Genomic DNA, 24,334 nt, shown 5'->3' on the forward strand with positions numbered 1-24,334 from the left:
CCCTCTATTATCTCTACACCTTTGTAATTACATAGGTGCTTTATTATATCGCGCAAATCTTCCTTATATTGATTGTAAATTATTTTTCGTCTATACTTTGGTGTAAATACGATATGATATTTACACATCCATTTCGTATGGGCGAGCGAGTATTCTTTATTCGCCATTTATATCACCGTATCCTTTCTGTATAGTGGCTTGAGCACTACTATTATAGTGAGGATACGGTGATTTTGTATAACTTGAACACCCACCCGCATAGCGGGTGGTTTTGTGTGCCACGCGCTTGATCGTTTTGCTGCCGGCAAAACTTGAAGCAGCGCGCGGCACGTGGTCACGACCTACAAAATCAAAAATAAGGACGGTTCATTGCGAACCGTCCTTATTTTTATCATTAACCTTTTACAATAACCTCTTCAGGCTTTTCGGCATCCAGAGTCTCGATGTCCTCGCCGGTTTTCTGAGAAAGAAGCTTTTCGGCAGAAACAAGCTTGACGCAGAGTGCGAACAGATCGGCAGCTGTCTTAAGGTCTTCAAGTGGCGGATATGTTGGTGCGATACGGATATTGCTGTCCTTAGGATCCTTATGGTAAGGGAAGGTAGCTCCGGCAGCTGTGAGCTTGACACCTGCTTTCTTGCAATGATCTACAACAGACTTTGCACAGCCATCCATAGTATCAAAGCTGATAAAATATCCTCCGTTAGGCTTAGTCCATTCTCCTATTCCAAGACCATCAAGCTTTTCGGCAAAAATCTTTTCAACCATTTCAAACTTTGGTCTGATGATATCCGCATGCTTACGCATATGCTCTACCATACCATGAATATCCTTGAAGAAACGTACATGACGGAGCTGGTTAACCTTATCGTATCCGATAGTCTGATGCTGCATCTGATTTCTTATATCATCCAGGTTGTTTGATGAGGTAGCCAGTGCCGCAATTCCCGAACCAGGGAAGGTTATCTTGGAAGTGGATGCAAATTTATATACCAGGTCAGGATTTCCCGCACGTTTACACTCGGCAAGGATTTCAATAAGGTAATCCTGATTTTTATCATAAAGATGATGGATGCCGTAAGCATTGTCCCAATAAATTCTGAAATCCTTGGCAGCAGGACGGAGTCTGGCAAAACGACGGACTGTTTCGTCATTATAGCTGTAGCCTTGAGGATTGGAATACTTGGGAACGCACCAGATTCCCTTTATAGCTTCGTCTTCACTTACAAGCTTTTCCACCATATCCATATCAGGTCCGGTTGGTGTCATAGGAACATTGATCATCTCAATGCCAAAATACTCGGTTATTCCGAAATGTCTGTCATATCCCGGTACAGGGCAGAGCCACTTAACCTTATCAAGCTTACACCAGGGTGTATTTCCCATAACGCCATGTGTCATGGATCTGGAAATCGAGTCATACATTACGTTCAGGGATGAATTTCCGTAAATGATGATGTTGTTGGGATTATTCTCCATCATATCGGAAAGAAGCTCCTTGGCTTCATCTATACCGCCGAGAACGCCGTAATTTCTACAGTCAGTACCGTCTTCACAATACATGTCGGCGCCGCTGGTAAGAGCGTCCATGAGTCCCATGCTGAGATCGAGCTGCTCTTTACATGGTTTTCCGCGGCTCATATCAAGGCTCATTTCCATTGCCTGATATTTTTCATACTCTTTTTTAAGATTCACAAGCTCCTTCTGAAGCTCTTCTTTTGTCATTTTTGTGTAAGCTTTCATAAGTGGCCTCCCGCCTGTTATGTTTTTATACTTTCCGAGTATAATCAAAAAGCCCGATGCTTGCAAGCATCGGGCGGTAGAAATCCATAACTCTTCGTGATAGCAAGGATAATCAGGTGCACATTGAAAGAGCGGTCGGGCATCCATTTAAATGGATGCCCGACCGCTCTACCCACTACTACTCTGAAAGTAAAGGGTTACCGTCTAACGCTTCGACTCGAGTTTCCAGGAAGAATTTTTCCCGCTCGGCGGCTTCGTCTCCGGGAAACTGAGTGAGGTAGTTTTTTACTGCCTCGTAGGCTTCGCGCCATTTTGCAGTTTTCTCAAGGTAGACTATCTCGTTAAACTGAAGATCACGATCGTTGGAGATTCCTGCTGCTTTTGCTGCATCCAGCTTTTCCCTTGCAGTTTCCGGATCGTTGTTGTTCAGGGCTTCGGTTGCCTCTGCAATGAGCTTTTTTGCATCCAGCTGACCCTGGAATTTAAGATAGTTTTCTTTGTCTCCGTCAACTTCCCTTAAGGTGTCAATGGTTTTCTGGGCAGAAGAATAATCCCCAAGCATATACTCGGCTTCAGCTCTGTAGAGAAGGATGTCAAACTGGGTTTCTGTGACTTTACCGTTGCTGTTATCCAAAGCTTCGTTAAAGGTCTCGATGGCCTGTTCGTATTTAGCCATCTGAAGCTCTTCTATGCCTTTCTCTCTGAGTTCGTATACCTTTTTGGAGGAACAGGCGGTAAGAAGAAGCATCGAAGCTATGATGGCTGTTCTTTTTATAAATTTTGCTAATGATCTGTTTTTGAACATGTTAAAAACATCCAATCTAAATAAAATCAATTTTTACCGGTAGATCCGAATCCGCCTCTGTCAGCATTTCCGAGAGAATCAACTTCATCAAATACTATATGAGGCTGATGCTCAATGATACGGAACTGGGCGATACGATCGTTTACGTGAAGCTCGGTATCTCTTGTGGCGTAAACCGGCATGCGGATAATGTCATTATCTCCGCAATAGGTTTCATCAATAACTCCGAGAGAGTTGGTCTGGATGAGTCCGAAGTTTTTGAAGGTTGAGCTTCTCGGTGCCAGAAGCATCTCATAGCCTTCGGGAACCTGAAGTGAGATACCCATACTTATAAGCTTGAAATCGCCTTTTTTTAATGTTACATCCTCGGCAACTCTCAGATCGATCCAGTCACTTTTTCCGGCTATGTACTCGAGCTTTTCAATTTCTTCTGAGTGGTACTTTATTCTGATTGTCTTTTCCATGATTTTCTCCTCATCTATAAATGCATGTTTTCCGCCGTTTATATCTGACACACAGATGTCTATCTAACCGGCTCTTAAACGATAGTATCGTCATTTGCCATTTCCGGGCTTGAATCGATAGTTCCCTGCTGTTCAGGTTTCACTTCTTCCTGATTTTCTGTTGGAGCAGCTCCCATGATGTCGATAACTTCTTCATTAACTTCCTTTTTGATCTCATCCTCCATTTCAGGATTGAGATTCGGAAGGTTATCCAGGGAACTTACACCAAATCTTCGCAAAAATTCTTCTGTGGTGGCAAATAATGCCGGACGGCCGGGAGCATTTAAACGTCCAACCTCGTAAGCAAGTCCATACTCTACAAGCTTGTTTACCGCGTGATCCGAGGATACGCCTCTGACTCTTTCAATCTCGGCCTTTGTTACAGGTTGTTTATATGCAATTATAGCAAGTGTTTCCATAACAATATCTGAAAGCACCGGCTTCTTTGGATGCTTTGCGACTCTGATAAGTCCGTCAAAGCATTCGGGATTTGTGGTCATCTGATAATGATTACCCACAGTCTGGATAATGATACCTCCATGGCGTTCTTCATATTTTTTTATCAGTCTGTTAAGAGCCTTTAGGGCCGGCTTTTCTCCACAGTCAAGGGCTGTCTTAATCTCTTCAAGACTTACGGAATTCCCTTTCGCAAATAAAAGGGCTTCGATAATATTCTCTTCCATCTGGAGTTCATCGGTAAATTCCTTGTCTATTTCCTTTGCAAGCTTCCTTTCCTTTTCGGAAAGCTGATCTCCGTCTATGGGAAGTCTTAACTGTTCAACATCATTCATTAATTACAAGTCCTCCAGATTTGTAAGATCCAGTTCTTCATCGTTCTGATTTGGATCTTCAACTTCAGTTATATCCATATCTCCAAAGGGAGTATCCTGAACCAGGGTTATACGTCCCATCTTCATAAGCTCCAGTATGGCAAGGAAGCTTACTACCACGTCCATCTTGTCCTTTTTCTTTCTTATCATATGTCTGAAAGAAAACTTATGATGTCCCCGGACATACTTTAAAACATCTCTGATACGGCCTTCCAGGGATATCTTTTCTTTCTTTATTACACCAAATTTTGAACGAACCTTATCTATGGAATCCTCTTTACGTCTCATTACATCTTCAAAAACGGTTTTGAGATTTTCCAGAGAAACATTTTTCAAAAGATCATCCAGATCAACAGGCGGAACATACTTTTCCACTTCCTTTGGTATAGTCGGTCCTTTGTAATAGAATCTGTCTGCGGCATCTTCACGATCCTGAAGTATCTGTCCCATAAGCTTGTATTTCCTGTACTCAAGGAGTCTCTCGACAAGTTCTGCTCTCGGGTCAACTTCCTCACCGGTTTCCTCATCTACCTCTCTCGGAAGCAGCATCCGGGATTTAATCTCAAGTAAAGTTGCTGCCATAACCAGGAAATCCGAAACCACATCCAGATCCTCTTCTTCCATATTGCCGACATACTCGAGATATTCTGCTGTAATCTGAACAATAGGGATATCAAATATATCAACCTTATCCCTCTCGATCAGATGAAGGAGAAGATCCAGCGGACCTTCAAATTTATCCAGTTTATATGTGATTTCAGACATAAAATACTTCCTTATGGTTCAATGGTTATAAAACTTATTTCCGGAGGGTCATTGATGCGTATATTTATGGAATGGGTTCCCAGTCCCCTGGTGGCTATCAAGGTTCCGGTTTTATATTTAAACTCCCCTGCACATTCCTTTACGAAAAACTGGTATTGCGGAGTCATAAGAGCACCCAAAAACGGTAATCTTACGGTTCCTCCGTGATAATGACCGGAAAGTACCAGATCTGCTCCATAGTCTATAATTTCTTTATAATACATAGGGGTATGAAGCATTATTATATGAAATTTTTCATTATCCGGTTTAGCTATGTGAATGGCAATGTCTTCTTCTTGAAGCATTTCTTTGGATTTCATAAACAAAGGCCTGTAGTAATCAAGCGGCAGAGTAAAGCCCGTCAGATCGAAGTCAGAGAAGCTTACGGTTTCATCGTCCAATACCGTTATTCCTTCCAAAGTCTGCTTCAGACGTGTGGCTCTCTCCAAAGAAATATCCTGTATATATTTATCATATTTTGAGGTCTCATTGCAATCATTGAAACCGGCTTTGTCCAGGAGTCTCTGTTCATGATTACCATAGCAGAAATATAACCTGTATTTGTTTTTCAGGTTATTTAAAAGCTTTAATGAAACCTCAATTTTATCTTTATCCTTATATTTCTCAGGGTCTCTAACCTTTCGGCATCTGATGAGATCACCGCCGATTATGATGAATTCCGGATTAAGTTCGTCAATTTTTTCTAAAAGCTCTTTGTTATTCTCACCAAATTCCTTTTCATGAAGATCACTTATATATACAAATCTGTGAGTATCCTTAAGCTTTCCGGAGTGAATATTATACCGGTATACTTTTAGGTTATTTCTCTCCCAATTTGATATAGTTATAGTGATTATGACAAAAATCAGAATAAAAAAAATGGTGCTTATTACGATTGAAAACATAAAACCTCTCGTTATATTATTTCATTCGGTTATTTTTATTAATTTCTCACATTTCTTTGGTCTTTTAATCACATCTTTAATAAATAACCCGATTGTAACTATCAACCCCATATTTCAAAAGGTAACAAGTAGTATGAACAATTATTTCGACGAACCATCTTCTTATGAGGATGTAATCTCTTATGCTCCGTTCTGGAACACACTCAAAAAGAAAAAGCTATCTCAATACGATCTGGTAAATAAGCTTTATATTTCTTCAAGCATGCTTCAGAAGCTCAGAAAAGACCAGCCTCTGACTTTAAAATCCATAGCCATGCTATGTTTACGACTTAATATTCATCCTTCTGATATCTTCATCCTATGTCCCGACAGAAAGAAACCGGCAATCATTTAATCAGATTATCATATGATCTTTTTCACTCTAATGTGAAATCAATGGTATTCTACGAAGAAAAAAAGTGCCGGGATAAAGTACCGACACTTTTTTTATTGAACAAAAACCGATCATAATGAAGATGTGCTATCGTTTCCTGAGCTTTCGCCACTGTCCGAAGCTGTTTTATCAAGCTGTTCTGTGACATCCTGTGCAGCATACTTTGCTCTTACTTCTTCAAAAGGCATCTTTCCTTTATTCTCCTGTGATCCGGATCCGGAAACAGATGAAGAAAAGCCTGTACCGGAATCCTCAATCCTTTGAACTGTTTCAGTAGAACCGGCATCAAAAGAAGTATCTGTTACTGCATTTTCATTTGCATACTTCTCAGGATGAAGCTTCATATCTTCTTCCTTCTGTACATCATGAAGGATATGTAAGAACTCTTTTCCTGTTATGGTCTCTCTTTCAATGAGATACTCAGCTATACGATCAAGTGCGAATCTGTTACTGTTAAGTATCTCCTTAGCCTCTTCGTAGCATTCCTTAAGGATACGCATGACTTCCTGATCAACCTGTGTAGCTGTATCATCTCCACAGTTCATGACCGTTCTTCCGGTATTGAGATACAGGGATTCCTGAGTGGCGAGACCCATGAGTCCGAACTTTTCGGTCATACCATACTGTGTGACCATGGCTCTTGCAAGCTTTGTGGCTTTTTCAATGTCATTGGAAGCACCGGTTGTGACTGTGCCGAATACTATCTCTTCAGCTGCTCTTCCGCCGAGATAGCCCACAAGCATGGCATGAAGCTCATCCTTGGTGTTGAGATATTTCTCTTCTTCGGGAACCTGCATAACATATCCCAAAGCGCCCATGGTTCTGGGAACGATGGTGATCTTCTGTACAGGCTCTGCATCCTTCTGGATAGCGGATACAAGTGCATGTCCAACCTCGTGATAGGAAACGATACGTCTCTCCTCTTTTGAAAGGATACGATCCTTCTTTTCCTTACCTACCAGGACTACTTCAACAGCTTCAAAAAGATCTGCCTGTGACACCTTCTTGCGTCCATGCTTGACAGCCGTAATGGCTGCTTCATTCATCATGTTGGCAAGATCCGCACCTACCGCACCTGAAGTTGCAAGGGCTATCTCATTGAAATCAACTGAATCGTCCAGCTGGACATCTTTTGCATGAACCTTGAGGATATTGACACGGCCTTTAAGGTCCGGTTTTTCAACAACTATACGTCTGTCGAAACGACCGGGTCTTAAAAGTGCGGGATCCAGAATCTCAGGTCTGTTTGTTGCACCCATGACCATGATACCCTTTGATGCATCAAAACCGTCCATCTCTGAAAGCAGCTGATTCAGAGTCTGCTCACGCTCATCGTTTCCACCGTACCTTGTATCTCTGGTCTTGCCGATGGCATCGATCTCATCGATGAATATGATACAAGGTGCAGACTGTGTTGCATTTTTGAAAAGATCTCTTACACGGCTGGCACCCACACCTACAAACATCTCTACGAAATCAGAACCCGAGAGACTGTAAAATGGTACCTGTGCCTCACCGGCAACGGCTTTTGCAAGAAGTGTCTTTCCTGTTCCCGGAGGTCCCACAAGAAGTGCTCCTTTCGGAAGCTTTGCACCTATTGCGGTATACTTCGTCGGATTATGAAGGAAGTCGACTATTTCCACAAGTGATTCCTTGGCTTCATCTTCACCGGCAACATCCTTAAATGTAACTCCGGTTTCTTTCTGCATGTACATCTTTGCAGTGGATTTTCCAACTCCCATAAGACCACCGCCGCCGTTTCCCATACGACGCATGGTCATATTCATGATCACAAAGATAAGTACGAAAGGAATAACTATACTTATCATGGCTTCCATGATATAGCCTGAATTATCAGGCTTAAGCTTATAGATCTCGACACCATGACGAAGCATGCGGTCCACAAGATTTTCGGCGTCAGCATTGACAGGTACAACATAATATCTCACATTCATCTGACTGAGATACTGGCTGTACTGATCCTTTGTATTTGCCTGAGGATTTTTGGCAGGAGCTTCTGCTGATGATTTAAGATATATGGTTATATCCGAGTCCCCCCACTCCACTTCGGAAATCTGGTTTCCGTCTATCATCGAAATGAACTCTGTGTAACTAACTTCCTGTGTAACACCCGAGACGAAAACTCCTCTTATCATGGTGTAAACAAAGAAAGTAATAACTGCGGCTATTATCAGAATTATAAAAGTCTGACTTGAATGATTGAATCTCTTTCCGTCATTACCCTGGCTGTTATTGTTATCCATCTAATACTCCATTTCCTTACCCTGTTTAAGGGTAGAATACTGCTTTTGCAGCAATTTTAATTATAAAGAACGTATAAGCTAAAATCAAGACAGACCGAATGAAGCATTGGTTCAATATCCGGCATGAGGAATAATTCAGCTGAAACAATAACCGGTTAGAAAATGCAAGGGACGTGCATTTTCTGACATATTCTTTTTACTATTTGATCAATGGTTTTGAGGAACCGTTAGCTGAACTTTTATCTTTCAAATTCATGAAGGAAGATGCCGGAACGGAGTTTGGGTTCGAACCAGGTTGATTTCGGGGGCATCAGGAGTTTGTGGTCAGCTACGTCCAGGAGTTCTTTGATGTCTGTCGGATGCATGGCGAAGGCTGCGGCGGGACCGGTTTCCTCAAGCGTTCCGTCCATAACATGGCTGTAGGTATGCTGGCTTACACGTTTTTCGAGTTCTTTTAAGCCGCGGATGCCGCCAACGAATTCGATGCATTTGTCTGTTCTTGGATCTCCTATTCCGAGTAATGGTTCAAGTATCAGATCCTGAAGTATGGAGACGTCAAGGGAGGCAACGGGATCGTTCTTTCGTGCTTCCATAACTTCATCCTTGACACGGAGGAGGAACCATTCGCCGGATATGTACATGAGCATCTCGCCTTTTACCTTTGGCACGAAGGCTTCCTTTACATTAAATACGGTAAAGTTTTCTTCTATGCTAAGCATCAGTTCTTCAGGATCATGACCCCGTAAATCCTTTACCACACGGTTATAATCAAGGATCTTTAACTGGTCATCAGGGAACAGAACGGAAAGGAAGAAGTTGAATTCTTCGTTTCCGGAATAGTCCGGATGTTCTTCTCTTCTTTTAAGTCCTACTTTTACGGCGCTGGCTGCACGGTGATGACCGTCTGCAATGTAGGTAGCGGGAACCTCTGAAAATTCCTTTTCAAGCCGGTCAACGATGAATCTGTCTGAAATCACCCACACTCTGTGTCTTATGCCGTCTTCCGAAACAAAATCATAGACAGCATCGCTTTTTTTGACATCATTTACTATTTCAGAGATTTCTTTTTTCTCCCTGTAGGCAAGGAAGATGGGTCCTGTCTGACAGGAGCAGGTATCTACATGTCTTATGCGGTCCTGTTCTTTTTCTTCCACTGTGTTTTCATGCTTTTTACATACTCCGTTAAGATAGTCATCAATGGAACTCAGGGCTGCGATTCCGGTCTGGGTACGTCCCTCCATAGTGAGCTCATATACGTAGAAGCAGGCTTCATCATCTCTTATATAAGTACCGTCTTTTATTCTTTCGGAAAGGAGCTCTGAGGCTTTTTTATAAACCTCGGGAGCATACATATCCTGATCCTCAGGAAACTGCGTTTCCGGTCTATCAATGTTTAAAAAGGAAAGCGGGTGACCCTTGACTGCTTCCCTTGCTTCTGCTCTTGAGTAAACGTCGTAAGGAAGTGCCGCTACCTCACTTACAACATCGATATTTGGTCTAATGGCTTTGAAAGGCTTGACTGTTGCCATATATCTGTCCTCCACAATCTATAAATCCTTTGCATTACTATGCTGACACTCTAAATTTCGATACCTGATATCGTATCAGATGTCAGGATATCCTTGCAAGTAAACCTGACTGATGAAATGCCTGCTTATCCACCGGGGACGGTTCTCGCCGGCGAGAACCGTCCCCGGTGGATACTACACAAAAATATCAGCCAGAGAAGCTTTTCTCCGACTGATATTCGTTATTATGTTCTGATCTTTTTTATTTAACTTTGCGAACTCTCAGGATTCCTTCGATCTTTCCGAGGTTTTCAAGCCCGTCGTCTGTGAGATGCTTATCGATATCCATAAGAGTATATGCAAAATTACCCTTTGACTTATTCTGAAGTCCGTCGATATTTATGGAAGCCTCGCCGAGAGCCTTTGTGATCTGTCCCAGCATGTTAGGAATGTTTCTGTGAAGGATTGCGATACGTCCGCCGCTCTGACAAACTCCCATATCTGTCTCAGGGAAGTTTACCGAGTTATGGATATTACCGTTATCAAGATAATTCTGAACCTGCTCAACAGCCATAACAGCACAGTTATCTTCTGCTTCTTCTGTGGATGCTCCGAGATGAGGAAGAACAACTGCACCCTGCATATTAGCGGATTTAGCATTAGGGAAATCGGTAACGTAGGTCTTTACCTTGCCCTTTGCCAATGCTTCTGCGATGTCATCGTCATTAACCAGAACATCTCTTGCAAAATTCAGGATATGAACTCCGTCCTTCATTCTGCTGATGGAGTCTCTATTGATCATGCCCTTGGTTGAATCAAGTGCAGGAACATGAACTGTGATATAGTCTGACTTCTCATAGATTTCATCAACTACTGCTGCGTGATGAACCTTCTGGCTTAATTTCCAGGCGGAATTTACTGAAAGATATGGATCATAGCCGTAAACATCCATTCCAAGTTCAACTGCGGCATTGGCCACCAGAACGCCGATGGCTCCGAGTCCGATAACTCCCAGCTTTTTGCCCCTGATCTCATTTCCCGCAAAATTCTTCTTTGCCTTTTCTGCATTCTTTGCGATGTCAGGGTCAGAGGCATTGGCCTTTATCCACTCTGCTCCTCCGATAACATCACGGCTTGCCAGCATGAGACCTGCGATAACCAGTTCCTTAACGGCGTTGGCATTGGCACCCGGTGTGTTGAAAACAACGATTCCCTGCTCGGAGCACTTGTCGATAGGGATGTTGTTCACTCCTGCACCGGCACGTCCGATGGCACGAAGAGTCTTCGGAAAATCCATAGCCTTCATGTCCGCAGAACGTACAAGAACGCCTGCTGCATTATCAATGCTGTCTACAAGTGTATAGCCCTTTCTGAATTTTGTGGTACCGACACGGCTAATGTTATTGAGGCAAAATATTTCACGATCTTTCATGTTATCTCACGACCCTTCCGCTTATTTATTGTTCTTTTCAAAATTGTCCATAAACTCTACAAGCTTTTCTACGCCTTCCTTAGGCATAGCATTGTAGATGGAAGCTCTCATACCGCCTACTGTACGGTGTCCCTTCAGGTTCTTGAAGCCTGCTGCAGAAGCTTCTGCGATGAACTTCTTGTCAAGCTCTTCGTTGCCTGTGATAAAAGGAACATTCATAAGAGAACGATCCTTCGGAACCACTGTTCCATGGAACATATTTGAAGCATCCAGGAAATCGTAGAGAACCTTTGCCTTTTCTTCGTTACGCTCCTTCATAACCGAAAGACCACCCATTTCCTTAAGCCACTTGAATACAAGTCCGCAAATGTAGATGTTGTAGCAAGGAGGCGTGTTGTAAAGCGACTTGTTGTCGGCATGGATCTTGTAACGGAGCATGGTAGGAGTTCCGGGAAGAACATCTTCTGTGATGAGGTCTTCACGGATAACTACTATGGTTACGCCGGCAGGTCCGATATTCTTCTGAACGCCGCCCCAGAGAACACCGTACTTTGAAACGTCCATAGGCTCACTAAGGAACATGGAAGAAACATCTGAAACCAGTGGCTTGCCCTGTGTGTCAGGAAGCTCCTTGAAGGTAGTTCCGTATATTGTGTTATTCTGGCAAATGTATACGTAATCCGCATCGTCAGATATTTTAAGATTTGTAAGATCGGGAATATATGAGAAAGTCTTGTCCGCAGAACTTGCGATGATATTGACTTTTCCGTACATTTCAGCTTCCTTGGCTGCTTTTTTAGCCCATTGACCTGTAATGATATAGTCTGCAACCTTATTCTTCATAAGGTTCATAGGAACCATGGCGAACTGTGTGTTTCCGCCTCCCTGAAGGAAAAGTACTTTGTAATTATCAGGTACGTTGAGAAGCTCTCTGAAATCAGCCTCTGCTGTATCTATGATAGCCTGGTAGTCCTTTGATCTGTGGGACATCTCCATGACTGACATGCCTGATCCATGGTAGTCAAGCATCTCTGCTGCTGCTGTTTTAAGAACCTCCTCCGGTAATACTGCCGGACCTGCACTGAAATTGTAAACTCTGCTCATAATTTGTTTCCCCTTCATTTTATTTTACGGCACCCACCTGTTCCGGCGGAATGTGCAGTATCATTGTCTTTGATCCATCGAATCAATAAAACATTAATCCGGAGGACCACTCCCCCATAAGCCATAAAACACGCATTTGTCAGATATAACCTGCTTTCATATAAATGTTTTTTCTGATTTCTTTCGGATATGTGCATAATATAGCACCATTAGACTTTATCGTATATATAAAATATTTTTATGTATTAATAAAGATACATTTACCTGTATGTGTCCGCAGTAAACATTGGACTCATACAGGTAAATATCTGTTTTATAAAGTTCAACCGATCAGCTCTGCGATCTTATCTCCCATTTCATCTGTATGGAGAAGCTTCAGACCTTCAACGCCTTCTTCCAGGATGTCTCCTGTGCGATAGCCCTGTGCCAATGCCTTCTCCACCGCATTCTCAATGGCATCTGCCTCCTCTGAAAGATTGAAGGAATATCTGAGAAGCATGGCAGCACTGAGTATCGTTGCCAGAGGATTGGCTATATTCTTTCCTGCAATATCAGGTGCGGATCCGCCTGACGGCTCATAAAGGCCGAAGCTGTCCTCACGGAGAGAAGCAGAGGGAAGCATTCCCAGGGATCCTGCAATTTCTGCCATTTCATCGGAAAGAATGTCACCAAACATGTTCTCTGTTGCTACCACATCAAACTGTGCGGGGTTACGAACCAGCTGCATGGCGGTTGAGTCAACAAGTGCATCCTCCAGAGTCACCTCAGGATAGTCCTTTGATACTTCCTTGAATATCTTTCTCCAGAGTCTGGAAGAATCCAGAACATTTGCCTTATCAACAGAGGTAAGTTTCTTTTTTCTCTTTCCGGCGATTTCAAAGGCTTTTTTTGCTATACGTCTGATCTCATAATCATGATACTCGAGAGTATCGATAGCAACTTCTTCTCCGTTCACGATCTCAGTCTTACGGGCGCCGAAGTAAAGACCTCCTGTCAGCTCTCTTACCATCATTACATCAAAGCCTTTTTCTGCTATTGATTCTTTAAGAGGACAGGCGTTTTTAAGCTCAGGATAAAGGTGCGCCGGTCTCAGATTGCAGAACAGTCCCAGAGACTTACGGAGCTTAAGTAATCCTGCTTCCGGGCGCTTGTCTGCAGGAAGTTCATACCACTTGGAAACTCCTACTTTTCCTCCTATGGAACCCATAAGTACTGCGTCTGCACTTTTACACTTTTCTATGGTTTCATCTGTAAGGGGGACTCCGTAGGCATCTATGGAACAACCGCCCATGAGTACCTTTTCGAAGGTGAAATTGTGGCCGTAAACATTAGCCACCTTTTCAAGTACCTTTTGTGCTTCCCTGACTATTTCAGGTCCTATTCCGTCCCCCGGAATGGTTACGATCTTGTAATTCATCGGTGTTTTCCTCTCTGTGAATTCGATATAACTATTATATATATTATACTACATTTCCATAATGAGAAAACAAATATATATACGCTATAACTGATATGATACAATGTGATGTAACAGGCCATGAGCCGTAGGGCCGCAAGAGTCAGGGGGCATCCATTTAAAAGCGGGTCGCCTGACTCTTGGTCATCATATGCAACAATACAAATAACAAGAGGTTTTATATATGGAACATCATGAATTTAAACTACACTCTGATTATGCGCCTACGGGAGATCAGCCGCAGGCCATTGATCTTTTGGTGGCGGGGTTCAAAGAGGGAAATCAGTTTGAGACGCTGCTGGGTGTTACGGGGTCCGGTAAGACGTTTACAATGGCAAATGTTATACAGGCGGTAAAGAAGCCGACGCTTATCATTTCACACAACAAGACATTGGCAGCCCAGCTTTATTCCGAGATGAAGGAGTTTTTTCCGGAGAATGCGGTGGAGTATTTTGTGTCTTACTATGACTATTATCAGCCGGAGGCTTACGTTCCTTCTACCGACACCTATATCGAAAAGGACTCGGATATCAATGATGAGATTGATAAACTGAGGAACTCTGCCATGGCTTCTCTTTCAGAGCGGGATGATGTCATCGTGGTTTCTTCCGTTTCCTGTATCTATGGTCTGGGTGCGCCCACGGAATATCTGAATATGGCGATATCTCTTCGTCCCGGCATGCAGAAGGACAGGGATCAGTTTATAAGACAGCTTATAGACATTCAATACAATCGTAATGATATGGATTTTAAGCGTGGTACTTTCCGTGTTATGGGTGATGTGGTAGATGTTTTTCCCGCAAGTGAGGGCGAGGAAGCTTATCGGGTTGAGTTTTTCGGAGATGAGGTGGACCGCATTACCCGTATTAATGCATTAACCGGCAAGTCCACCGCCACCATGGAACATATCATGATATTCCCGGCGAGTCCTTATGTCATCCCCCAGGAAAAGCTGAATCTTGCCTGCGAGAATATATTAAGCGAGCTTGAGGAACGGGTTAAGTATTTCAAGGATAATGACAAGCTTATCGAGGCACAACGCATTTCCGAAAGAACCAATTACGACGTGGAAATGCTTAAGGAGACGGGTTTCTGTTCCGGTATCGAGAACTACACGAGACATCTGAATTTTGCAAAGCCCGGGGAGCCGCCTTATACTCTCATGGATTATTTTCCTGATGACTATCTCATCATTATCGATGAGTCGCATGTTACTCTTCCGCAGGTAAGGGGTATGTACAATGGAAATCTGTCCAGAAAAACCACTCTTGTAGATTTCGGTTTCAGACTGCCTTCTGCCCTTGATAACCGTCCTCTAAACTTTGAAGAGTTCGAACAGAAGGTTGATCAGATGCTTTTTGTATCTGCCACTCCCGGTGACTACGAGGCTGATCATGAGCTTTTGAGGGCTGAACAGATCATCAGACCTACCGGTCTTCTGGATCCCGAAATAGATGTCCGTCCAACTAAGGGTCAGATTGATGATCTCATTGCTCAGATTCATAAGGAGACTAAAGCAAATCATAAGATTCTGGTTACAACATTAACCAAGCGTATGGCGGAGGATCTCACGAAATATCTTAAGGATGCAGATATCAGAGTCAAATATCTCCACTCGGATATCGACACTTTGGAGCGTGCTTCCATCATAAGGGATATGCGTCTGGATAAGTTTGATGTTCTTGTGGGTATCAATCTTTTGAGGGAGGGTCTGGATATTCCCGAGGTTGCATTGGTGGCTATTCTTGATGCCGACAAGGAGGGCTTCCTTCGTTCGGAGACTTCTCTTATCCAGACGGTAGGTCGTGCCGCAAGAAATTCGGAGGGTCACGTCATCATGTATGCGGATAGTATCACCGACTCCATGAAACGTACCATTGATGAAACTAACAGGCGCCGCAAGGTTCAGATGGCTTACAATGAGGAGCACAATATTACACCTACCACCATCAAAAAGGCGGTGGCGGAGCTTATCGCTATTTCCAGGGCGGCGGATTCTGATGATAAGACCGGTATAAAGAAGGATATCGAGTCCATGAATCATCAGGAGATTGACAAGCTTATCAGGGAGCTTACGAAGAAGATGAGGGCTGCGGCCATGGAGCTCAACTTTGAGGATGCGGCAAAGTACCGCGACAGGATTGAGGAGATCAGGAAGCGACTCAGCAAGGAAGATTAATCATTATTAAAGCCGGAGGGGATGACCCTCCGGCTTATTTTCAGTTCAAATAGTTTTTGTCCTTCACGGCTTCGGTGGTGCTGTCCCAGATTTGTTTGCATTTTTTGTAGTGGCGACGGTAATACTCACTGTACATTACGTCTACAAGGAATAGCTGGGATATTTCAGCGGAGGTGGAACCGTTCTGGAGGTTGCCTTCGTTGGCTCCGCAGAGTAAAAGGATGTCGGCGTACTGGGTGAGCTGGGATTTTGCGAATCTTGTGATCACCACGGTTTTGGCATTGGCCTTTTTAGCATACTTTGCAATTTCTACTGTATCCTTGGTTGAGCCTGAGTAGGAAAAGATCAGAGCTACGTCCCTGTCGGTTAGTGTAGATGCCATAATCAGCTGCATATTGACATCCATGTTACATACAACCTTCGGTTCGATACGCAGGAATTTATTCATGGCTTTCATGGCTGTAAGCATGGAGGTTCCGATTCCGAAGAATACGATCCTTTCTGCTGATGTCATGGCATTCATGACTTCTTTCATCTGATCGGCATCGATAAGGTTGTAGGTCTCTTTTATTGCAGAAATATTTTCCATGAGAACCTTTTTTGAAAGGTTATCAAAATCATCTTCCAGATCTATAACGTCATCATCAGTTGAGGGTATGGCGGTTTCGCCGGATCTCATGCTGAGGGAAAGCATCATTTTGAATTCCTGATATCCCTTCACATTCATGGTCTTGCAAAATCTGAATACAGACGTATCACCTACATCACAAGCCTCCGCCAAATCTGATATGGACATAAACAATACTTCTCTCGGATGTGCCAGGATATAATCTGCTACCTTTTTTTCAGCCTTAGTAAACTGATTATATGCGGAACGAATTTTTGAGATATAATCCTCCTGCATTTCTTTCTCCTCTCAAAAGCCTAAACATTCTATAAAACGATACCAAATCCGTCTCCTCCTCATCTGTTAATGCTGATTATCCGACGTAATATCAGATACACAGATGCTAATCTGATCAGAGACAAATGCACATCAACAGATCGTGAGACAGATTTATCACACTGATAACATCATAACACTTTCGGAAATTACTTTCAATCTAAAGAGTATTAAAAAATATCACTTTTATTTATTGGTGTATATGATTTTTCTTTTTTATATTCAACAAGGAGAGAATCTTTGAGGATTCTTTTGAAACGATGAATTCCGCGCGGCTCCCATGATGAAAAGACAAGTCGAGGGCAGTCTTGTTTTTTAAGTTCAAATGTTTTATACTCTAGTAGTTCTGAATAGAATAAATTTTGTTTCTATAGCTTAACAGGATAGAGCGCAGGCCTCCGACGCCTGTAGTGACGGTTCGAGTCCGTCTAGGAACACAAAGAGAGTCACTCCTTTTTTGAGGAATGACTCTCTCTTTTATTTATCAACAATTCAAATCTTATGGTTTCTTTGTTCCGCAGTTTGTGCAGAAATTTCCTGTGTTTTCAATTCCGCACTGTGGGCAGAACCAGTTCTTGGGCTGTGGCTTCGGCTTTCCGCAATTTGTACAGAAGTTACCGTTATTCTCACTTCCGCACTCGCATGTCCATCTGCCTGCCTGCATCTTTGGAGCTTCAGCCGGTCCGCCTGCTACAACTCCTGCTACAGGTGCTCCGGGCTGCTGCATCTGTGGCTGAGCCTGCTGAGCCATCTGCTGCTGTTGAGCAGCCATGTTGTAAAGATTGCCGGTATTCATTCCGCCGGCCATATTAGCCATATTAAGACCGGCAAATGCCATCATAGGTCCTGCACTCTGATTGTTTGCAGCGTCCTTCATAGCCTGAGCCTGAGCTGCCGCAAGGGTCGCACCAGCCATACCAGGATCACGAAGGGAAGCATTGAGCTGAAGGGTCTGAATCTTCTCAGCATCTGCCTCAGAGATAGTTGCAGAGCTTAATCCAAAGGCAGCGATCTCAACGCCGTAATTCTTGCCCCAGGTCTCTGTAAGATGCTGGTTAAGGGCTGCAGCTATATCATCTGCATGTGCCGGAAGCTCTGAATAACGAATTCCCTTTGCTGAAATATCTGCAAATGCCGGCTGAAGTGCTGTAAGAAGCTCTGACTTAAGCTGGCTGTCGATACGGTCACGGGTGAACTCTTCAGTTACATTACCGCAAACCTTCTTGTAGAAAAGAATCGGGTCAATGAGTCTGTAGCTGTACTCACCGTGGCAGCGTACACCAAATTCAACATCCAGATTGATATTCTTGTCAATAAGACGGAACGGGATAGGATTCTGGGTTCCGTACTTGTTTCCCATTATATCCTTTGTGTTGAAGTAATAAACTCTCTGGTCTGTTGCGGTATCTCCACCAAAGCCTACACGCTTCTTCCACTGGTTAAAGGAATCTACGATACCTTTTCCAAGTCCGCCGTAGAAGATTGAAGGCTCAGTTGATGAATCGTACACATACTGTCCGGGTTCTGCACTGACTTCAACGATGGCACCATTGTCAACGATGATCATGCACTGTCCTTCATTAACAGCTACAACCGATCCGTTTGATATCAGGTTGTCTGAACCTTTTGTGTTCTGATTGTTCTTTGCTTTACGGGGTAAGCCCTTTGTCATAAGCACATTTTCGCTTAAGGAATCGCAGTAGAAGTATTCACGCCACTGATCGGCGAGAACTGTATTCAGAGCACCCGCAGCAACACTCAAAAGTCCCATATTTACATTCCTCCTCTAAAACTATTAAAAATCTGTTTTATTTCCTCAATTATAAAACAAATTTTTTCTCGAAACAATAAAATTTGTTTCATGAGTTATTTTACGGTTTCAGGAGTCAAAAAAGACCCCGCAGGATGCGAGGTCTCGAATGATCATTTAAAGAAACGGGATAAATCTATCTCTAAACCAGGATATGTGTATACCGGTATAGCTGAAATAGAAGGATAACAGAATAGCTCAGGCATATAATCGTTATCCAAAAGGTGACGCACTACCAATTTTTTCTGCAGATCCACTACCCAATATTCCTGAACACCAATCTTGCCATATACATTTAATTTATCCATATAGTCATGTTTCCTTGTAGAAACAGATGTGACTTCAGCAATAAAACGTGGTGCAACGTGTACTCCATCTTCTTTTATTCCCGACTTATCGCATACAACCATGACATCAGGCATAAAGTAATTATTTTTGCTGTCACACAATTCATCGCAAAACAAACCTTCATTTTCAGTAAAAGCTTCACATTCTCCATGTCTGCCTTCGATATACTGTACAAGCGCAAGATATATCGCTTTTACAACTCTATTGTGTGTTGTATTAGCAGCGTCCGTTATCACTAAATTACCGTCTATTAATTCAGCGTGGTTTTCCATTTTAGAAACTTCATCCACGGTGTATTTTCTTGTATCATTCTTAAAAGCATTATTCATAATGTTCAATGCCTCCATATTTCTCCATTCTCTAACTCATCAAGCGACAGAGAAAGCTCTGATGAACCCTTCTGTTTACACGTTATGGATTTCTTCTGTGATTTGATTATATCACATAGCTATAACTTAGTGTGTGATTTTGATTTGCCTCCTTTTCATGTCGATCTTTTAGTAAAAAGAAAAAGCCTGTCAGATTTTGTATCTGACAAGCTTTTTTTGTCGCTCTTAACTAAACAGTGTGAAAAAGTTACCGGGCATTTCACGCTTTCTTCTCCGGAAGCAGATTTGTAAGGCTGTGCATTCCGATGCCTATGGTGCTCAGGTTATGGAACAAGGCACTGGTGCTTGGCTGGATAATGCTCATGAGACCGAGTGCAATGAGGCCGAGGTTCCAGTCGATTATGAAATGGTAATTGTGATTTACTCTCTTCATGAGACCATTGGCTATCTCTTTAAGTGTGAGAAGTCCCTCAAGATCGGAGCCTGAGATGGTGATATCCGCTATGTCTCTTGCAATCTGGGCACCTTCCGAAATGGCAATGCCTACATCCGCAGCACTAAGTGCCGGGGAGTCATTGATACCGTCTCCCACCATGATGACTTTGTGTCCCATTGCCTTCTGCTTTTCCACAAAGGATGCTTTATCCTCCGGTAATACTTCCGCATAGAACTCATCAACACCAACGATGGAAGCAACATTCTCAGCAGTGTGCTTTGAATCTCCTGTCATCATAACTATGTGTTTGAAGCCGGCTTCGTGAAGCTTTCTGATAACTTCAGGAGCTTCCGGACGGAGTGGATCCTCAATGCAAATTACGGCAGCGAGTTTTCCTCCTATGGCAAGGTAAAGATGTGAGTACTGTGTAGATATCGAATTGAACTTTTTCTTTTCCTTTGCAGGTATCTTCACCTTTTCATCTTCGAAAACGAAATGTGAGCTTCCGATCACTACCTTCTTGCCATCAATAAGCGAAGCTATGCCATGGGCCACCACGTATTGAACTTCCTTGTGCATTTCCTCGTGGTCAAGTCCCTCTTCTTCGGCCTTTTTCACAACTGCATTGGCTATACTGTGAGGGTAATGTTCCTCCAGACAGGCTGCAATCCGCAATACTTCTTTTTCATCCATACCGTTAAATGGTATGACATCCGCGACTGTCGGAGTAGCCTTGGTAAGGGTTCCCGTTTTATCAAATATAAGTGTATCTGCTTCGGCTACGGCCTCAAGATAACGACCGCCTTTAACTGTCAGATTGTGATCCTGAGCTTCTCTCATTGCAGAAAGAACAGATACGGGCATGCTGAGCTTAAGAGCACAGGAGAAATCCACCATAAGGATGGATATGGCCTTTGTGATGTTTCCTGTGAGAAGATAGGTTAATCCTGTTCCCGCAAAGCTCCAGGACACAAGTCTGTCCGCAAGATTTGAAGCTTTGGTTTCAAGTCCGGCTTTTAACTTCTCGGAGTCCTCGATCATCTTGATGATCTTTTCATATCTTGTTGATCCCTTGGCATTTTCTACTCTGATAATGAGATCGCCTTCCTCTATGGCAGTTCCGGCGTAAACATAGGCACCCGCATCCTTGTGAACCGGAACGCCCTCTCCGGTAAGGGATGCCTGGTTGACCATCGCCTCACCTTCAACAACGACTCCGTCCAAAGGAATCTGTCTGCCCATATGAACGCATATCAATGTTCCCGCTTTGACACTTTTGACAGGAACCAGAACTTCGTCCTCACCGCTCTTAACCCATACCTTTTCATCTGTAAGGGCCATGGACCGGGCAAGATCTTCAACGGATTTTTTGTGAGTCCATTCTTCAAGGATGTCACCGATGCCGAGAAGAAACATGACACTGGAGGCAGTCTTGAAATCCTTCCGTAGAATAGATACTCCTATGGCCGTTGCATCCAGCAGAGGGACTTCAAGTTTTTTCTCCCAAAGACATTTGAGTCCTTCTTTAAGATATTTAACAGACAGAATAAGTGCTTTAAGGTTCCTGAGAGGTCTGGGAAGAATCACATTTAAAAGATAATGCAGAACCACTTTTGTCACGATACGATCCTGATATTCATTTGCAAGAGCTCTTCCGGTATGCTCCGGCACAAGAGCTGCAATTTCATCGGATTCAAATCTAAACCTTAGTATCTCTTTTAAAAGAGTCTGCTTATCTCCCGTATATGTGACTGCCGCACTCCCCGTACGCTGGTAAACCTTTGCTTTTTCTACCTGGTCAAGTGAAAGCAGATAATATAAGAGCATATCCGCCTGCTTTTCAGTAAATCTCTTTTTACCTAAAGTGAAACGTATACGCCCTCTGCTCTCATCACGAATGATGATCTTCATTATGCTGATTAAGCCTCATCCTCTGACTCTGTATCTTCTGCAAGATCTTCGTCTGTTATAACTTCTGCGGCTCTCTTTTCGTTTTCTTCCTTTGCAGCGGCAAGAACGTCCTCAGCATTCTCCTGGATGCAGGCTGCTGTATCAAGAACGCACTCTTTAGCGCGAAGTGCGGCGGCTGTTGCCTGAACATAAGCCTTCTTTGCATCCTTTGATGCGAGTATCTTGAGACCGGCTGTTCCAAAAGCAAATCCGCTCATGAAAATGCCAACCTTCTTCCAGTTGATCTTACCAAAACAATCTGTTAACCACATAATATGTTCTCCTTTCGGCATTATATATCGGGATGGATCATCAGGCATGAGATGCCCTGACCTAATCCTTTTACTGTATATGAGTCAATTATAGTTTTTTACTATAACGTTAGTCACGTCTATATTTTATCAAAATTAATACAAATTTTCACAAAAAATTCATCCGGTTAGTTTTGAAACCTGTACACTTCATAACTAACTTGTACTGCTCTTTTCCTGTTTCATGCAACCCCACCAGAGACGGTTCTCGCCGGTAGGGACGGTTCTCGTCGGCGAGAACCGTCCCCGATGGGTTTGCCTTAAGAATTATGCAATGGGATCAGACCAGACCCCCCTACAAATTAATTAAGGCAGACCGGAATGAATCCGGTCTGCCCTGAATGAGACATTATCTTATTTAAATATGGAAATTCGGAATGACTTCCGACCAGTCTGTTATACCGATTATTTTTTTGGCAAAATCGGAAACCTGTAAAGATTTTGCAGGATCATCGATGTACTTAAACACCTCTCTTGCAGGCTTTGCCACCAGAGAACCGTCGGCACTTGTGGTGGAAAGGCCGAAATACAGACCATCCACTGTTTCTCCGGCATTATCCAGCTGCCTTGAAAGCATATATGCATCTATGTCAGGATTGTTTTCCACTATATAGTGTCCGTAGGCAACTGCCGCAGCCTGTTCCGTCTGTGCATCCTGGGACAGATTTCTTACAGAACTGAAGCCCTGTTCTGTCATAAAGATGTTACGTACGTTTCCGCTGTTATCAAGCATGTAGCTGTTATGCATATAGTTTGTAAGTACACTAAGGTTCAGATAGCTTACAACAGGTGTGGTAAGCTCCTGAGTAACCTTTCCGGAGCTTTCATCATCCCAGAAATTCGGATCGATCAGGGGATATGGATATGGATGGATGGCAAGTGCCCAGTTGGAGCTTCCCTCCTGTTTATCAAGCGCCGCAAAGCTGTCAAGCACATCCTTTCCGGGATATTTACCAACAAATCCGGATTCTGCGGGAATCGTCCAGTAGAAGTCCAGTGAGAACATGACATTATCATTGGCCGAAACCGATTTGATAGCGTTATAGAATACTCTGAAGGCTCTCTGGAATATCCTGGTATAATCATTGACACTATAGTTACCTACATAATTCCAATACTGATTGTTGATCTCGTTTCCTATAACCCAGTTGGTGATCTTTCCGTGGCTGTTATGTCCGTTGTATCGGTTAGCCAGGAATGAGGCCAATGCTTTCACCATTTGGAAGCCTTCCTCGGTCTCAACATTGAAACCGTAGTAAAGTGCTGCGGCCGAGCTTTGAACTGCCGTACCGGGTCTGTAGAGCTCAGGATATGAAGCATTCCAACCGTTTACGATACCGGCTGTCACAGCTATGCCGCTTGAGCTGAGACGGTTTATCTCCTGATCCAGCTGATTGATGAGTCCCGAATCAAAGGAATAGGTTTTTCCTTCGAAGGAATAGTTTATTCCGGTTCCGAAAAGCTGGCTGGTGGTTACGGCAATGAAGGCATGCTTTATGTTCTGATCAATGGCATCATCCAGTATATTTGGGTCAACCATCAGACCTTTTTTTCCGAGGTTTTGAGCCGGTGTCTGATCCGCAGCTATGGCCTCCGGATTTGAAATATAACATCTGTTGGAAACTACGTAGTACCCGTTTTCTGTAGGAATCCCCAGAACAAAAGCATCGTATAATCTGTTGCTTCCATCTTCTTTAAAAAGGTCAACAGTCACTGTAAATATTCCGTTTCCTATGGGCTGGACCAACAGCGGGTCTGTTCTGGTAAAAAGGTCTGTTTCGTAGGGCTTAATATCAAAGAGTGCTAATTCCTGAACCTGACCAAGAAGAGCGCTTGCATCAACCGCAATGCTTATTTTGGTCGGGTCATTGATATTCAAGCTTACATTTGTTATGGTTGCCTGTCCCGATACCACCGAGGATGCTCTCAGGGAATCCGCTGTAGTATAGTCTATTCTGTAACCATAACCGTTTCCGACGCCGATGGAAGCATTGGCAGCAGTTCCCGAAGAAGCCTCTTGTGTTGTGGTCGAGACCGGCCCCTGAATAAGGGAAGGATCCACACCTTTTCCCACAACCTCCGCAAGGGCTGTAAGCTGTGAAAAAGCAACGAATGTGCCTGTAACAGCCAATGTCATCAATTTGAGCTTATATGATTTAAATTTCATTTACTTTTCCTCCCAGGTATGAAAAGTATATCATTTCAAAAAATCCCAACCTATAGCTTTTTTCTTACTCTTACGA

The 24,334-nt window shown here is 43.2% G+C and carries 20 protein-coding genes and 1 tRNA gene; 3 read left to right on the forward strand and 18 right to left on the reverse strand.

Features of this window, described 5'->3' with window-relative positions; translation table 11 throughout:
• The 7 genes from G625_RS19315 to G625_RS0110120 form a co-directional block, all read right to left on the reverse strand.
• Nucleotides 1-167 (reverse strand): transposase (locus tag G625_RS19315; RefSeq protein ID WP_031553846.1); only part of this gene is annotated, 167 nt, incomplete at its 3' end.
• 227 nt (nt 168-394) lie between these two features.
• Nucleotides 395-1,741, reverse strand: a complete 1,347-nt coding sequence (locus G625_RS0110095; RefSeq protein WP_029201032.1) for an aminotransferase — start codon at nt 1,739-1,741, stop codon at nt 395-397.
• A gap of 178 nt (nt 1,742-1,919) precedes the next feature.
• On the reverse strand, nt 1,920-2,546 hold the full coding sequence (locus tag G625_RS19320) for a tetratricopeptide repeat protein (RefSeq protein WP_084152847.1): 627 nt from the start codon (nt 2,544-2,546) through the stop codon (nt 1,920-1,922).
• Nucleotides 2,547-2,572: 26 nt separating this feature from the next.
• Nucleotides 2,573-3,010 carry a dUTP diphosphatase gene (locus G625_RS0110105; protein ID WP_029201033.1) on the reverse strand — a complete coding sequence of 146 codons (438 nt, stop codon included), beginning with the start codon at nt 3,008-3,010 and terminating at the stop codon, nt 2,573-2,575.
• A gap of 74 nt (nt 3,011-3,084) precedes the next feature.
• Nucleotides 3,085-3,840, reverse strand: a complete 756-nt coding sequence (gene scpB / locus G625_RS19325) for an SMC-Scp complex subunit ScpB (protein ID WP_084152848.1) — start codon at nt 3,838-3,840, stop codon at nt 3,085-3,087.
• A gap of 3 nt (nt 3,841-3,843) precedes the next feature.
• A complete protein-coding gene (locus G625_RS0110115) occupies nt 3,844-4,644 on the reverse strand; it encodes a segregation and condensation protein A (protein WP_029201034.1) in 801 nt (266 codons plus the stop codon).
• 11 nt (nt 4,645-4,655) lie between these two features.
• Entirely contained in the window at nt 4,656-5,588 is a 933-nt protein-coding gene (locus G625_RS0110120; RefSeq protein ID WP_029201035.1) for a metallophosphoesterase, read from the reverse strand.
• Nucleotides 5,589-5,721: 133 nt separating this feature from the next.
• Here G625_RS0110120 and G625_RS22750 point away from each other — a divergent pair, with 133 nt between their 5' ends.
• On the forward strand, nt 5,722-5,982 hold the full coding sequence (locus G625_RS22750) for a helix-turn-helix domain-containing protein (protein WP_044932258.1): 261 nt from the start codon (nt 5,722-5,724) through the stop codon (nt 5,980-5,982).
• Between the two features lie 110 nt (nt 5,983-6,092).
• On the opposite strand, the gene ftsH is transcribed toward G625_RS22750, so the two are convergent.
• From ftsH to leuB, 5 genes are all read right to left on the reverse strand, one after another.
• A complete protein-coding gene (ftsH, locus tag G625_RS19330) occupies nt 6,093-8,285 on the reverse strand; it encodes an ATP-dependent zinc metalloprotease FtsH (protein WP_084152850.1) in 2,193 nt (730 codons plus the stop codon).
• 239 nt (nt 8,286-8,524) lie between these two features.
• Nucleotides 8,525-9,814, reverse strand: a complete 1,290-nt coding sequence (locus G625_RS0110135) for a DUF1015 domain-containing protein (RefSeq protein WP_029201037.1) — start codon at nt 9,812-9,814, stop codon at nt 8,525-8,527.
• A gap of 241 nt (nt 9,815-10,055) precedes the next feature.
• The gene (locus G625_RS0110140; protein ID WP_029201038.1) at nt 10,056-11,225 is read right to left on the reverse strand and encodes a phosphoglycerate dehydrogenase; all 1,170 of its coding nucleotides are present in this window, start codon (nt 11,223-11,225) and stop codon (nt 10,056-10,058) included.
• Between the two features lie 21 nt (nt 11,226-11,246).
• Nucleotides 11,247-12,329 (reverse strand): 3-phosphoserine/phosphohydroxythreonine transaminase, encoded by a 1,083-nt coding sequence (gene serC, locus G625_RS0110145; RefSeq protein ID WP_029201039.1) that lies wholly within the window; start codon nt 12,327-12,329, stop codon nt 11,247-11,249.
• 322 nt (nt 12,330-12,651) lie between these two features.
• Nucleotides 12,652-13,746, reverse strand: a complete 1,095-nt coding sequence (gene leuB, locus G625_RS0110150; RefSeq protein ID WP_029201040.1) for a 3-isopropylmalate dehydrogenase — start codon at nt 13,744-13,746, stop codon at nt 12,652-12,654.
• Between the two features lie 223 nt (nt 13,747-13,969).
• Between leuB and uvrB the strand changes: the two genes are divergently transcribed.
• Entirely contained in the window at nt 13,970-15,964 is a 1,995-nt protein-coding gene (gene uvrB / locus G625_RS0110155) for an excinuclease ABC subunit UvrB (RefSeq protein ID WP_029201041.1), read from the forward strand.
• Between the two features lie 40 nt (nt 15,965-16,004).
• On the opposite strand, the gene G625_RS0110160 is transcribed toward uvrB, so the two are convergent.
• On the reverse strand, nt 16,005-16,868 hold the full coding sequence (locus tag G625_RS0110160) for a MurR/RpiR family transcriptional regulator (RefSeq protein ID WP_029201042.1): 864 nt from the start codon (nt 16,866-16,868) through the stop codon (nt 16,005-16,007).
• Nucleotides 16,869-17,271: 403 nt separating this feature from the next.
• Here G625_RS0110160 and G625_RS0110165 point away from each other — a divergent pair.
• Nucleotides 17,272-17,344, forward strand: a tRNA-Arg gene (locus tag G625_RS0110165).
• Nucleotides 17,345-17,406: 62 nt separating this feature from the next.
• On the opposite strand, the gene G625_RS0110170 is transcribed toward G625_RS0110165, so the two are convergent.
• The 5 genes from G625_RS0110170 to G625_RS19340 all read right to left on the reverse strand — a co-directional run bounded on the left by G625_RS0110170 (nt 17,407) and on the right by G625_RS19340 (nt 24,258).
• Nucleotides 17,407-18,678 carry an SPFH domain-containing protein gene (locus G625_RS0110170; protein ID WP_029201043.1) on the reverse strand — a complete coding sequence of 424 codons (1,272 nt, stop codon included), beginning with the start codon at nt 18,676-18,678 and terminating at the stop codon, nt 17,407-17,409.
• A gap of 152 nt (nt 18,679-18,830) precedes the next feature.
• Entirely contained in the window at nt 18,831-19,412 is a 582-nt protein-coding gene (locus G625_RS0110175) for a Uma2 family endonuclease (RefSeq protein WP_029201044.1), read from the reverse strand.
• A 241-nt stretch (nt 19,413-19,653) separates the two neighbouring features.
• On the reverse strand, nt 19,654-21,741 hold the full coding sequence (locus G625_RS0110180) for a heavy metal translocating P-type ATPase (protein ID WP_029201045.1): 2,088 nt from the start codon (nt 21,739-21,741) through the stop codon (nt 19,654-19,656).
• Nucleotides 21,742-21,749: 8 nt separating this feature from the next.
• Entirely contained in the window at nt 21,750-22,052 is a 303-nt protein-coding gene (locus G625_RS0110185; RefSeq protein ID WP_029201046.1) for a DUF6110 family protein, read from the reverse strand.
• A gap of 397 nt (nt 22,053-22,449) precedes the next feature.
• Nucleotides 22,450-24,258 carry a DUF5722 domain-containing protein gene (locus tag G625_RS19340; RefSeq protein ID WP_156885092.1) on the reverse strand — a complete coding sequence of 603 codons (1,809 nt, stop codon included), beginning with the start codon at nt 24,256-24,258 and terminating at the stop codon, nt 22,450-22,452.
• Nucleotides 24,259-24,334: the final 76 nt, after the last annotated feature.

This window comes from Oribacterium sp. NK2B42 (assembly GCF_000424445.1).
GTDB lineage: Bacteria > Bacillota > Clostridia > Lachnospirales > Lachnospiraceae > Oribacterium.

What these genes read in the sequence shown, in the direction of transcription:
- G625_RS0110185 (WP_029201046.1), bottom strand. Translation starts at nt 22,052, where the DNA reads ATGTGGTTAACAGATTGTTTTGGTAAGATCAACTGGAAGAAGGTTGGC.
- G625_RS0110170 (WP_029201043.1), bottom strand. Translation starts at nt 18,678, where the DNA reads ATGGGACTTTTGAGTGTTGCTGCGGGTGCTCTGAATACAGTTCTCGCC.
- G625_RS0110120 (WP_029201035.1), bottom strand. Translation starts at nt 5,588, where the DNA reads ATGTTTTCAATCGTAATAAGCACCATTTTTTTTATTCTGATTTTTGTC.
- G625_RS0110095 (WP_029201032.1), bottom strand. Translation starts at nt 1,741, where the DNA reads ATGAAAGCTTACACAAAAATGACAAAAGAAGAGCTTCAGAAGGAGCTT.
- G625_RS19340 (WP_156885092.1), bottom strand. Translation starts at nt 24,258, where the DNA reads ATGAAATTTAAATCATATAAGCTCAAATTGATGACATTGGCTGTTACA.
- leuB (WP_029201040.1), bottom strand. Translation starts at nt 13,746, where the DNA reads ATGAATTACAAGATCGTAACCATTCCGGGGGACGGAATAGGACCTGAA.
- G625_RS0110160 (WP_029201042.1), bottom strand. Translation starts at nt 16,868, where the DNA reads ATGCAGGAGGATTATATCTCAAAAATTCGTTCCGCATATAATCAGTTT.
- G625_RS0110140 (WP_029201038.1), bottom strand. Translation starts at nt 11,225, where the DNA reads ATGAAAGATCGTGAAATATTTTGCCTCAATAACATTAGCCGTGTCGGT.
- uvrB (WP_029201041.1), top strand. Translation starts at nt 13,970, where the DNA reads ATGGAACATCATGAATTTAAACTACACTCTGATTATGCGCCTACGGGA.
- G625_RS0110115 (WP_029201034.1), bottom strand. Translation starts at nt 4,644, where the DNA reads ATGTCTGAAATCACATATAAACTGGATAAATTTGAAGGTCCGCTGGAT.
- ftsH (WP_084152850.1), bottom strand. Translation starts at nt 8,285, where the DNA reads ATGGATAACAATAACAGCCAGGGTAATGACGGAAAGAGATTCAATCAT.
- G625_RS0110180 (WP_029201045.1), bottom strand. Translation starts at nt 21,741, where the DNA reads ATGAAGATCATCATTCGTGATGAGAGCAGAGGGCGTATACGTTTCACT.
- G625_RS0110135 (WP_029201037.1), bottom strand. Translation starts at nt 9,814, where the DNA reads ATGGCAACAGTCAAGCCTTTCAAAGCCATTAGACCAAATATCGATGTT.
- G625_RS0110105 (WP_029201033.1), bottom strand. Translation starts at nt 3,010, where the DNA reads ATGGAAAAGACAATCAGAATAAAGTACCACTCAGAAGAAATTGAAAAG.
- serC (WP_029201039.1), bottom strand. Translation starts at nt 12,329, where the DNA reads ATGAGCAGAGTTTACAATTTCAGTGCAGGTCCGGCAGTATTACCGGAG.
- scpB (WP_084152848.1), bottom strand. Translation starts at nt 3,840, where the DNA reads ATGAATGATGTTGAACAGTTAAGACTTCCCATAGACGGAGATCAGCTT.
- G625_RS19320 (WP_084152847.1), bottom strand. Translation starts at nt 2,546, where the DNA reads ATGTTCAAAAACAGATCATTAGCAAAATTTATAAAAAGAACAGCCATC.
- G625_RS0110175 (WP_029201044.1), bottom strand. Translation starts at nt 19,412, where the DNA reads ATGGAGGCATTGAACATTATGAATAATGCTTTTAAGAATGATACAAGA.
- G625_RS22750 (WP_044932258.1), top strand. Translation starts at nt 5,722, where the DNA reads ATGAACAATTATTTCGACGAACCATCTTCTTATGAGGATGTAATCTCT.